Origin of the sequence: Streptomyces sp. NPDC059900, assembly GCF_050270335.1 — a bacterium.
GTDB lineage: Bacteria > Actinomycetota > Actinomycetes > Streptomycetales > Streptomycetaceae > Streptomyces.
Genome location: NZ_JBNNJZ010000321.1, coordinates 1 through 9,574 on the forward strand (window position 1 = coordinate 1; position 9,574 = coordinate 9,574).

At 70.6% G+C, this 9,574-nt stretch carries 12 protein-coding genes and 1 pseudogene; 7 read left to right on the top strand and 6 right to left on the bottom strand.

The annotated features are described in order from the left end of the window. The first annotated feature begins 90 nt into the window (after nt 1-90). From ACQKIP_RS30690 to ACQKIP_RS30700, 3 genes are read left to right on the top strand one after another with little or no spacing between them, the layout of a single operon-like run. Nucleotides 91-903 carry a hypothetical protein gene (locus ACQKIP_RS30690; RefSeq protein WP_365860572.1) on the top strand — a complete coding sequence of 271 codons (813 nt, stop codon included), beginning with the start codon at nt 91-93 and terminating at the stop codon, nt 901-903. A gap of 47 nt (nt 904-950) precedes the next feature. Beyond that, nucleotides 951-1,100: a hypothetical protein gene (locus ACQKIP_RS30695; protein ID WP_365860573.1), complete on the top strand. Its 150-nt coding sequence runs from the start codon at nt 951-953 to the stop codon at nt 1,098-1,100. Then, nucleotides 1,097-2,302, top strand: coding sequence for a GNAT family N-acetyltransferase (locus ACQKIP_RS30700; RefSeq protein ID WP_365860574.1), 1,206 nt, complete (start codon nt 1,097-1,099; stop codon nt 2,300-2,302). Before ACQKIP_RS30695 ends, ACQKIP_RS30700 begins: the two co-directional genes overlap by 4 nt. A gap of 45 nt (nt 2,303-2,347) precedes the next feature. Here the strand turns inward: ACQKIP_RS30700 and ACQKIP_RS30705 are convergent, their stop codons facing one another. Next, a complete protein-coding gene (locus ACQKIP_RS30705) occupies nt 2,348-2,803 on the bottom strand; it encodes a pyridoxamine 5'-phosphate oxidase family protein (protein ID WP_365860575.1) in 456 nt (151 codons plus the stop codon). Between the two features lie 56 nt (nt 2,804-2,859). Further along, entirely contained in the window at nt 2,860-4,881 is a 2,022-nt protein-coding gene (locus tag ACQKIP_RS30710; protein ID WP_365860576.1) for a translation factor GTPase family protein, read from the bottom strand. A 175-nt stretch (nt 4,882-5,056) separates the two neighbouring features. On the opposite strand from ACQKIP_RS30710, the gene ACQKIP_RS30715 reads away from it, so the two are divergent. Both ACQKIP_RS30715 and ACQKIP_RS30720 read left to right on the top strand, forming a co-directional pair. Then, nucleotides 5,057-5,731 carry a LysE family translocator gene (locus tag ACQKIP_RS30715; protein ID WP_365860577.1) on the top strand — a complete coding sequence of 225 codons (675 nt, stop codon included), beginning with the start codon at nt 5,057-5,059 and terminating at the stop codon, nt 5,729-5,731. A 32-nt stretch (nt 5,732-5,763) separates the two neighbouring features. Next, entirely contained in the window at nt 5,764-6,057 is a 294-nt protein-coding gene (locus ACQKIP_RS30720; protein WP_365860578.1) for a hypothetical protein, read from the top strand. Nucleotides 6,058-6,158: 101 nt separating this feature from the next. Here ACQKIP_RS30720 and sodN read toward each other — a convergent pair whose 3' ends face one another. After that, nucleotides 6,159-6,554 (bottom strand): superoxide dismutase, Ni, encoded by a 396-nt coding sequence (gene sodN / locus ACQKIP_RS30725; RefSeq protein WP_190081992.1) that lies wholly within the window; start codon nt 6,552-6,554, stop codon nt 6,159-6,161. A gap of 145 nt (nt 6,555-6,699) precedes the next feature. On the opposite strand from sodN, the gene sodX reads away from it, so the two are divergent. After that, nucleotides 6,700-7,140: a nickel-type superoxide dismutase maturation protease gene (gene sodX, locus ACQKIP_RS30730; RefSeq protein WP_365860580.1), complete on the top strand. Its 441-nt coding sequence runs from the start codon at nt 6,700-6,702 to the stop codon at nt 7,138-7,140. Here sodX and ACQKIP_RS30735 read toward each other — a convergent pair. Further along, entirely contained in the window at nt 7,044-7,673 is a 630-nt protein-coding gene (locus ACQKIP_RS30735; RefSeq protein ID WP_365860581.1) for a CGNR zinc finger domain-containing protein, read from the bottom strand. The two genes, sodX and ACQKIP_RS30735, sit on opposite strands and share 97 nt — an antisense overlap. A 103-nt stretch (nt 7,674-7,776) precedes the next feature. Between ACQKIP_RS30735 and ACQKIP_RS30740 the strand changes: the two genes are divergently transcribed. Next, nucleotides 7,777-8,538 carry a class I SAM-dependent methyltransferase gene (locus ACQKIP_RS30740; RefSeq protein ID WP_365860582.1) on the top strand — a complete coding sequence of 254 codons (762 nt, stop codon included), beginning with the start codon at nt 7,777-7,779 and terminating at the stop codon, nt 8,536-8,538. Nucleotides 8,539-8,599: 61 nt separating this feature from the next. Here ACQKIP_RS30740 and ACQKIP_RS30745 read toward each other — a convergent pair whose 3' ends face one another. Together ACQKIP_RS30745 and ACQKIP_RS30750 are read right to left on the bottom strand one after the other, a co-directional pair. Further along, nucleotides 8,600-9,352, bottom strand: a complete 753-nt coding sequence (locus ACQKIP_RS30745; RefSeq protein WP_365860774.1) for an amino acid ABC transporter ATP-binding protein — start codon at nt 9,350-9,352, stop codon at nt 8,600-8,602. Between the two features lie 11 nt (nt 9,353-9,363). Next, nucleotides 9,364-9,574: pseudogene (locus ACQKIP_RS30750) on the bottom strand (amino acid ABC transporter permease); the annotation flags it as partial.

Sequence of the window (9,574 nt, forward strand, 5' to 3'; positions counted from 1 at the left end):
ATCCCCGGGGGGGGTTTTGGGGGCGTGGGGGGGGGGGGCAGGCGCGGGTGGGGTTCGTAGTCGTCGGGGGGCGGGGCGGGAGGCGCCGGTGTGCCCTCCGTGCGGACGGACAAGGACCTGCCCGAACTGCCCCTCGACCGGTACGAGTTCAGCACGCGGGACAGCGAGCGCCACACGGAGGCGCAGGCGCGCATGACGCGGAGCTGCATGCGCAAGCTCGGCTTCGAGGACTTTCCCCTCCACCCGGCGCAGCCGAAGATGGCCAATTCGTATGCGATGGTCGCGGTGCAGATGCCGTCGTACCCGTACGGGACACTCGACCTCGAAAGCGCCCGCCGCTGGGGCTACGGCTGGGACCCGGCGCGGTCCCGGAGCGACGCCGGGCGGGCCGAGGGGCGCGCCGTGCGTGAGGACGAGCAGCAGGCGCTGTACGGCCGGGGCGGCAAGCGCGCGAGCGGCTGCGCGAACAGCGGTGCCGGGCGCCTCACCGAAGGCGTACGGGACAGGACGCGCATGTACACGTACGTCCCGAAGCGGATCCAGAGCCTGGACAAGGCGATCGTCAAGGACGAGCGGGTCCGCGAGGCTCTCGACACCTGGGCCGACTGCCTGGAGAGCAGGGGCGTCAAGCGCTACCGGACGCCGGACGACGCGTTCGGCGACAAGGCGTGGAGCCGCGGGAACGACCACGGCGGCAACACCGACCGGACGGCGAAGGAGCGGGCCACGGCGACCGCGGACGTCGAGTGCAAGCGGGAGCACAACACGGCCGGGGTGTGGTGGGCGGTGCGCGAGGAGAAGCAGCGCGCGGACGTGGCCCGCCACAAGGACGCGTACGAGGCGGTCCGCGCGGACCAGAACCGGCTGCGGGCCAACGTGAAGCGAGTGCTGGGGGAGCGGTAGCGGACACCCGCATCACAAGAACCAGCGGACAGTTGCATCATGGGCGCATGGACATGACCGAGCTTGAGGCACTCCCGTCGGCCGCGCTCACGCATGAGCGCAACGCGTACGCACGGCGTGTGCTCGACGGGGCCGGACCTCTCGCGGAGCGGCTCACCGCGCGGGGCAACGACATCGCCGAGGGGGATCTGCGATGACGTACGACAGATCGCGCGCACAGGACGGCGAAGAGCCCGGCGCGGCGTCCGGCGAACAGAACGCCGAAGCGCCCCGCGAACAGAACGGCGCGGTTCCCCGCGTCCGTCACGCGCGCCCCGCCGACCTCCCCCGCATCGTGGAGCTGATCGCCGAGCACGCCGCGTACGAGAAGGGCGCCCCGCCCGCCCCCGGCCTCGACCGGCGTCTGGACGCCCTGCTCTTCGGTGAGCCGGAACCGCGCCTGCGCTGCCTGGTGGCCGAGCTGCCCGGCGGCGAGGTCGTCGGCTACGCCACGTGCGCGCCGGAGATCTCCACCTGGGACGGCACCGAGTACCTCCACATGGACTGCCTTTTCCTGCGCGACGGACACCGGGGCCTCGGCCTCGGCGAGCGCCTGACGGACGCGGTGGCCGCACAGGCGCGCGCCCTGGGCCTCCCCGAGGTCCAGTGGCAGACACCCGCGTGGAACGAGGGCGCGATCCGCTTCTACGACCGTATCGGCGCCGAAGCCCGGGAGAAGGTGCGCTTCACCTGGCCGGTGGCGCAGCAGGCCCCCGACGCTGTGCCGCCGCGGGCCCCCGGGCCGCCGCTGCCCTTCGACGCGGTGTTCTGCGACCTCGACGGCGTGATCCGCTTCTACGACATGTCGGAGCTGGAGGCGATGGAGCGCGACGCCGGTCTCCCGCACGGCAGCACCGCCGAGATCGCCTTCGCGCCCGAGACCGACCTGCCGCTGATGCTCGGGCGCACCGGCAGGCAGGAGTGGGTGGCGGCGATTGCGCGCGGCCTCGCGGACCGCGTGCCGTACGAGCGCGGGCACGCCCTGGGCACCGCGCTCGCCGGTGCCGGATTCTCCGCCGACGCCACCGTGGTCGACCTGCTCCGGCGGGCCCGCGCGCACCTGCACGTGGCGCTCGTGACGAACGCGACCCCCTGGCTGGACGACGACCTGGCCGAACTCGGCATCGCCGACCTCGCGCACACGGTGGTCGGCAGCGCCGGTGTCGGCATCGTCAAGCCGGACCGCCGGATCTACGAGATCGCCCTGGAGCGGGCAGGGGTCCGGGCCGAGCGCTGCCTGTTCGTGGACGACCGCAAGGAGAACGTGGACGCGGCGGTCGCGCTCGGCATGACGGGGCTGCACTACACGGGACCCGACGACTTGCGGGAGGCGCTGGCCCCGGTCCTCGGCCGGGACTGACCCCGGCCCGAACTCCGGCCCCGGCCCCGCGTCGGCAGGCTCACCTCACCCGACCGTCCACCGCCCGCCCCGCATCAACTCCCGCCCCTCCAGCTCGTCGGCCTCGCGCCACGCCTGGATCCGCTGCGGGGTGATGCGGAAGTAGGTGTACACGGTGTCGAGCTTGCGCGGGTCGAACCCCGTCTGCTCGGCGAAGTCGTCGAGGTCCTCGGCGGTCAACTCGCCCTCGCCGAGGGCGCGTACGGCCCCTTCGATCATCACGACGTCGCGGGTCGGCCCGACGGCGACCCGCGCCTTGCCGGTCGCCCGGAGGTTGCGGCCGGTGATGCTGGCGTCCGGAGTGGCCACGAGCAGGGCCTCGCCGGTCCACCGGAAGGACAGCGGGACCAGGTACGGGATCCCGCCGTCGGCGCCGGCGGTCGCCACCCAGGCGTCGACGTCGTGGGCGAGGCGGTGCAGGACGTCCTGCTTGCGCTGCTCGGGCGGGCGGGGTGCGCTCATTGCTGTTCTCCTCCAAGTGGCAGGGGGGACGGATGGACCATAACCAAGCGCGGTGTTCAGCGCCTTACTCCCGTCACCTCTCGCAGATACTCCTTGCGGCAGAGCGGATTGCGGTCGGTGCGCGGCCGGTCGGGGGCCTCGCCCGCGACCGCCTTGTACCGCTCGAAGGCGGACTCCAGCTCGCCCTCGCCGCGCGTCAGCGAGGGCAGCAGCTGTTCGAGTTCGTGCACGCGGGCCGCGGGGATCTCGCCCTCGACGACGTACGAGGTGCCGCGCGCCGTCTGGGTGTGCGGGACCGCACGCAGCCGCGAGAGCACGGGCAGGAGCGTCCCGAACACGTCGTCGGGGACGCGGAGCCGAAAGCGGTGCAGCGGCTCGTGCACCCGGGTGCCCGCCCGCCGCAGCGCGTCGAGCAGCACCAGCGGGGTCAGCTGCCGGAAGTCCCCGGCCGTGCTCGACATGCTCTTGTCGAAGGTGCCGTGCGCGTGGCTCTGCCGGGGCCAGTAACCGGAGTGCGTCATGGTGACGACGCAGTCGCTCACCTCCCACCCGTGGACCCCCTGCGCCAGCGTCTCGCGCACGGTCTCCTCGACGGCACGGAAGAACGCGTACGGCATCGAACCGAGCTCGACCTCCAGGCGGAACTCCACGCCGGAATCCGGCGGGCCGGGCTCGACGCGCAGCCCGACGGTGGCCAGGAAGGGGTTGTCGTCCTTGTCGATGATCTCGTGAGCGGAACCGCTGCCCGTCACGCGCTCCACGCAGATGGTGGTGGTCTCGCGGAACGTGACGTCGATCCCGTACTCGTCGAGGAGGGTCGCCTGGATGACTTCCTTCTGGACCTCGCCGTACAGCGACACGTACACCTCCTGGCGGAGGTCGTCCTGGCGCAGATTGATCAGCGGGTCCTGCTCGGCGAGCTGGGCGAGCGCGAGATGCAGCGCGCCCCTGTCGCCGGGGCGGGCGGGGACGACGACGGTCTCCAGGGTGGGCGGCGAGAAGTACTGGCGACCGGCGCTCGCGCCCGCCGCGTCCGGTACGCCGACGACATCACCGATCCGGACGTCGCCGAGCCCCCACACCTTGCCGATCTGCCCCGCGCGGACACCTTCGCGCGCGGCGGCGGACCCGTGCTCGAAGACGCTGACCGCGGTGACCTTGCCCTCGCGCCCGCCGCCGAACGGCAGCCGGTCCCGTGTGCGCAGGATCCCCGCGAACATCCGCACGTACGCGATCTTCTCCCCGGCGTCCCCGCGCTCGACCTTGAACACGGTGCCGGACACGGGATCGCAGGACCGCTGCGCCCCGTCCTCGGAGGGCAGCAACTCCCGGATGCCCGCCATGAGTTCGCCGATGCCCGCGCCGGTGGCGGCCGAGCCGAAGAACACCGGGTGGACCAGGGCCCGCGCGCTCTGCGTGCCGAGTTCGGCGCGCAGCCGCCCGGGGGAGAGTCCCGCCTCGTCCTCGACGTACGCGGCGAGCAGGGCGTCGTCGTGCGCGGCGAGTACGTCGACGAGGCGGGCGGTGAAGGCGGGATCACCGGCGGCACAGGGCACGAAGGCGCCTTCGGGGCCGCCGAGTCCGGTGACCGTACCCATGGGCACGATGTCCGGCACGAGCCGCTGGGCGATGTCGCGCAGCAGGTCCTCGTGGCGCGCTCCGCGCCGGTCGATCTTGTTGACGAAGACGAGCGTGGGAATGCGGAGCCGCCGCAGCGTCCGCATCAGCACCCTGGTCTGCGCCTGGACGCCCTCGACGGCGGAGACGACGAGTACGGCGCCGTCGAGCACGCTCAGCACCCGCTCCACCTCGGCGATGAAGTCCGGGTGGCCGGGGGTGTCGATGAGATTGACGGTGACGTCGTCGACGGCGAAGGAGACGACGGCGGATTTGATGGTGATCCCGCGCTGCCGTTCCAGGGCCAGTGAGTCGGTCTGGGTGTTGCCGGCATCGACGCGACCGATCTCGTCGATGACACCGGCGGCGTGCAGAAGCCGCTCGGTCAGGCTGGTCTTCCCGGCGTCAACGTGCGCCAGGATGCCCAGGTTCAGCGTCTTGGATGTGCTCGACGTATGCACGAAGTGTCATGTCCTCTGGGTTGATGGCAATTCCCTTCCGGCTGGACATGAACGAACGGCGCATTGCGTCTCCTCGACGGGTCTGGGTGTACGGAGAGTGCAGCAGGTGCGGGCCGCCCCCGGCAACTGATTTATCCGGCGGCGCGAGCCCGCGGAGGGCGGCTAATCTCCCGGCATGCTCACCGCCGCACTCGCGTTCGCGGGCGTCGCCGCGATCATCAACGTCACGCCGGGCCTGGACACGCTCCTGGTCCTGCGCACCTCGGTGGCCCACGGCCGGGACGGCGGCTTCGCCGCGGCGCTCGGCATCCTCACCGGCTGCCTGGCCTGGGGCGTGGCGACGGCGATCGGCCTGACGGCACTGCTCACGGCATCGCATCTCGCGTACGAGGCACTGCGCATCGGAGGCGCCGTCTATCTGGCGTGGCTCGGCGGCACGGCGCTGCGGCGGGCCCGCCGCCGGGCGGGGGAGGGGACGGCCGGAGCACCGGCCGAGGGGACGTCCGGAGCACCGGCCGGGGAAGCGGCACCGCCCGTCACTCCCCGCAGCCGCTGGGCCGCCTTCCGCGCCGGCCTCGGCACGAACCTGCTCAACCCCAAGGCCGGGCTTTTCTACATGAGCCTGATCCCGCAGTTCGTCCCGGCGGGCGCCGACGTGTTCGGCGCGACCCTGCTGCTCACGGCGATCGACCTGGCCGAGCTCGCGCTCTGGTACTGGATCATCACCCGGGCGGCTTCCGCACTGGGCGAGCGCATGCGCCGCCCGTCGTTCCGCCGCCGCCTCGAGCAGTTCAGCGGGGTGGCGTTCCTGGGCTTCGCCGCGAACCTGGCGCTGCATGATCGGGCCTGATGCGGGACCCTTGGAGGGAGGAAGTGAGAGCCATGAGAGTCATGTTGAGAGCGCGTCTGGACACGCAGGTCTCGAACGAGGCGATCAAGAACGGCACGCTGCCGAAGATCATGCAGTCGGTGACGGAACAGCTCGAACCGGAGGCCGCGTACTTCGGTCCCGGTGACGGCGGCCGGACCGCCACCTTCGTCTTCGACATGGAGGACAGCTCGCGGATCCCGTCCATCGCCGAGCCGTTCTTCCTGGAGCTCGGCGCGGAGATCGAGATCTGCCCGGTGATGAACGCGGATGACCTGCGCAAGGGCCTCGCGGCCCTGCAGGGCTGACGCAACGCAGAGAGCACCCGGCTCCGCGCGGATGCCGGGTGCTCTCGTGTGTGCTGAACCAGTACTGGACCAGTACGGAACCAGTACTGAAGGCGCTGAGATCAGGCCTTCTTGGTCTCCCAGAAGATCTTGTCGATCTGGGCGATGTAGTCGAGCGCCTTCTGGCCCGTGGCCGGGTCCGACGAGCCCTTGGCGGCCGAGAGGGCCTTCAGGGTGTCGTTGACCAGCTGGTGCAGCTCCGGGTACTTCTCGAAGTGCGGGGGCTTGAAGTAGTCGCTCCAGAGCACCGACACGTGGTGCTTGGCGAGCTCCGCGCGCTGCTCCTTGATGCCGATGGCACGCGTCTGGAACTGCGCGTCGTCATTACCGGCCATCTTCTCCTGGACGGCCTTGACCGACTCCGCCTCGATGCGGGCCTGAGCCGGGTCGTACACGCCGCAGGGCAGGTCGCAGTGGGCGCTGACCTTTACCTTGGGGGCAAACAGGCGGGAAAGCATGCAGCGGTCCTTCCTCGTGATCGTCTTCTCAGGTGGGACATTACTCCGTGAGAGACGTGTTTTCGCGAGTGCCCCCATGGGCTTAGGTCAAAAGTCCAGGGCCAGACTCGTACTGGTGGAGGATAGGACCGGGGAGGTGCCGGTGATGCCGGAGCTGTCACAGGAGAGCGAACGGAGAAGGTCCGTCTTGCCGTTGGGTGCGGCAGAGGTGACCGGTCCGTCGATGGTGCCCACGCTCTACCACGGGGACCGTCTGGTGGTGCAGTGGGGCGCACGGGTCCGTGCGGGTGACGTGGTGGTGCTACGCCATCCGTTCCAGCAGGACCTGCTGGTGGTCAAGCGCGCCGCGGAGCGGCGCGAGGGCGGCTGGTGGGTGCTCGGGGACAACGCGTACGCGGGAGGGGACAGCACGGACTACGGCACGGTGCCCGGGGAACTCGTCCTGGGGAAGGTGTGGTTCCGCTACCGCCCGCCCCGGTTCGCGTCCGGTCAGCGCTCGCCGTTGGCCCTGCTGCGCTGGGCCGTCTCGGCGGCGCGGCCCGTGCTGGCCGACCGGTCCGTCTCCAGGCGCTTGCGGGCGCGGTAGGCGGCGACGTTGGCGCGGGTCGCGCAACGGTCCGAGCAGTAGCGCCGGGAGCGGTTCGTCGACGTGTCGAGATAGGCGTTGCGGCACGGCGTTGCCTCGCACAGGCCGAGGCGGTCGACGCCGTGCTCGGTCAGGTGGAAGGCCAGGCCCATCGCGGCGATCGCGGCGTACCCGGACGTGGCGTTCGACGGGTGGTCCGCCAGGTGCATGTGCCACAGCGGGTTTCCGTCGTCGTCGCGGTCGTCGTGGCCCGAGATCTGCGGGCTGACCGGGAACTCCATGAGCAGTGAGTTCAGCAGGGAGACCGCCAGGGTCTCGTCGCCGCCGTCGGCCGCTTCGAAGACCGCCCTGAGCCTGGCCCGTACCGACCGGAAGCGGGTGACGTCGGAGTCCGTGGCGCGGCGCGCGGCCTGCGAGCTCCCTCCGAACAGCTCACGGACGGCCTCGACCGACGTCAGCGTGTCCTTGTTGCGACCCGGCTCCTCGCTGTTGACCAGACGTACGGCGTAGTCCGAGTAATAGGCCAGTTCCACTTGTAGTCCTTACCGGGGCGGGCTATCTTCGTCAGTGCGTGAGTAACGGTTGCGCGTAGTTCGAGGGTATTACGAGAGCGTATTACGTACGGGAGGGCTTCTGATGACGGAAACGGTGTCCGGAACCGACTGGCGGGCCTGGCAGGACAGCTGGGACCGGCAGCAGGAGTGGTATCTCCCCGACCGCGAGGAGCGGTTCCGGGTCATGCTGGACATGGTCGAAGCCGTCGTCGGCACCGAGCCGCGCGTCCTGGACCTCGCGTGCGGTACGGGGAGTATTACGGACCGGCTGCTCAAGAGGTTCCCGGACGCGGTCAGCACCGGCGTCGACCTCGACCCCGCGCTCCTGGCCATCGCCGAGGGCACCTTCGCCGGGGACGACCGCGTCACGTTCGTGACCGCGGACCTCAAGGACCCCGACTGGACGGACCGGCTCCCGTACGACTCGTACGACGCCGTTCTGACCGCCACCGCCCTGCACTGGCTGCACAGCGAACCCCTCACCACCCTCTACGGGCAGATCGCGTCGGTCGTGCGCGACGGCGGCGTCTTCATGAACGCCGACCACATGCCCGACCCCGCCACGCCCCGCCTGAACGACGCCGACCGTGCCCAGCGGCACGCCCGTATGGACCGGGCCAGGGCCGAGGGCGCCGTGGACTGGAAGGAATGGTGGCAGCTGGCCGCCAAGGACCCGGTCCTCGCCGCACCCACCGCCAAGCGCTTCGAGATCTACGGCGAGCACGCGGACGGCGACACCCCGCCCCCCGAGTGGCACGCGCGCACGCTGCGCGACGCGGGCTTCGGCGAGGCGCGCACGGTGTGGTCCTCGCCGTCGGACGCGATGGTGCTGGGCCTCAAGTAGCGCGCACACGCGAGAGGGGCGGTACGGACATCAGGTCCGTACCGCCCCTCTCGCGCACCTGCTAGAGGACCTTCGACAGGAACGACTGCGTCCGCTCCTGCTGCGGGTTCGTCAGGACGTCGCGCGGGTGGCCGGACTCGACCACCACGCCCTCGTCCATGAAGACGAGGCTGTCGCCGACCTCGCGCGCGAAGCCCATCTCGTGCGTGACGACGATCATCGTCATGCCGGACTCGGCGAGGTCGCGCATGACGTCGAGCACGTCACCGACCAGCTCCGGGTCGAGCGCCGACGTCGGCTCGTCGAAGAGCATCAGCTTCGGCTCCATCGCGAGCGCGCGGGCGATGGCCACGCGCTGCTGCTGGCCGCCCGAGAGCTGCGAGGGGTAGTTCTTCGCCTTGTCGGCCAGGCCCACGCGCTCCAGAAGCTGGCCGGCGCGCTCCCTGGCCGCGGTCTTCGTCTCGCCCTTGACCTGGACCGGCGCCTCCATGATGTTCTCGATGGCCGTCAGGTGCGGGAAGAGATTGAAGCGCTGGAAGACCATGCCGATGTCCCGGCGCTTGAGGGCGACTTCGCTGTCCTTGAGCTCGTACAGCTTGTCCCCCTTCTGCCGGTAGCCCACCAGATCGCCGTCGACGTAGAGCCGACCCGCGTTGATCTTCTCCAGGTGGTTGATGCAGCGCAGGAACGTCGACTTGCCGGAGCCGGACGGGCCGATGAGGCAGAAGACCTCGCCCGACTTGACCTCCAGGTCGATGCCCTTGAGGACTTCGACGTTGCCGAAGGACTTGTGGACGCCTTCGGACTTCACCATGGCGGTGGTCATCAGCGCACACCTCCCGCGCGGTTGCCGAGGGACAGCATGTTGGCCTTGATCTTCTGGAACGGGGTGTCGGGCAGGGTGCGCGACGAACCGCGCGCGTAGTAGCGCTCCAGGTAGTACTGACCGACGCTGAGGATCGACGTCATGATCAGGTACCAGCACGCGGCGAGCAGCAGGGTCTCCACCGTCGCGCCCGACGAGGTGCCGATGTCC

Excerpts from the sequence above, each read along its gene's own strand:
- ACQKIP_RS30695 (WP_365860573.1), top strand. The coding sequence starts at position 951 with ATGGACATGACCGAGCTTGAGGCACTCCCGTCGGCCGCGCTCACGCAT.
- ACQKIP_RS30700 (WP_365860574.1), top strand. The coding sequence starts at position 1,097 with ATGACGTACGACAGATCGCGCGCACAGGACGGCGAAGAGCCCGGCGCG.
- ACQKIP_RS30705 (WP_365860575.1), bottom strand. The coding sequence starts at position 2,803 with ATGAGCGCACCCCGCCCGCCCGAGCAGCGCAAGCAGGACGTCCTGCAC.
- ACQKIP_RS30715 (WP_365860577.1), top strand. The coding sequence starts at position 5,057 with ATGCTCACCGCCGCACTCGCGTTCGCGGGCGTCGCCGCGATCATCAAC.
- ACQKIP_RS30720 (WP_365860578.1), top strand. The coding sequence starts at position 5,764 with ATGAGAGTCATGTTGAGAGCGCGTCTGGACACGCAGGTCTCGAACGAG.
- sodN (WP_190081992.1), bottom strand. The coding sequence starts at position 6,554 with ATGCTTTCCCGCCTGTTTGCCCCCAAGGTAAAGGTCAGCGCCCACTGC.
- sodX (WP_365860580.1), top strand. The coding sequence starts at position 6,700 with ATGCCGGAGCTGTCACAGGAGAGCGAACGGAGAAGGTCCGTCTTGCCG.
- ACQKIP_RS30740 (WP_365860582.1), top strand. The coding sequence starts at position 7,777 with ATGACGGAAACGGTGTCCGGAACCGACTGGCGGGCCTGGCAGGACAGC.
- ACQKIP_RS30745 (WP_365860774.1), bottom strand. The coding sequence starts at position 9,352 with ATGGTGAAGTCCGAAGGCGTCCACAAGTCCTTCGGCAACGTCGAAGTC.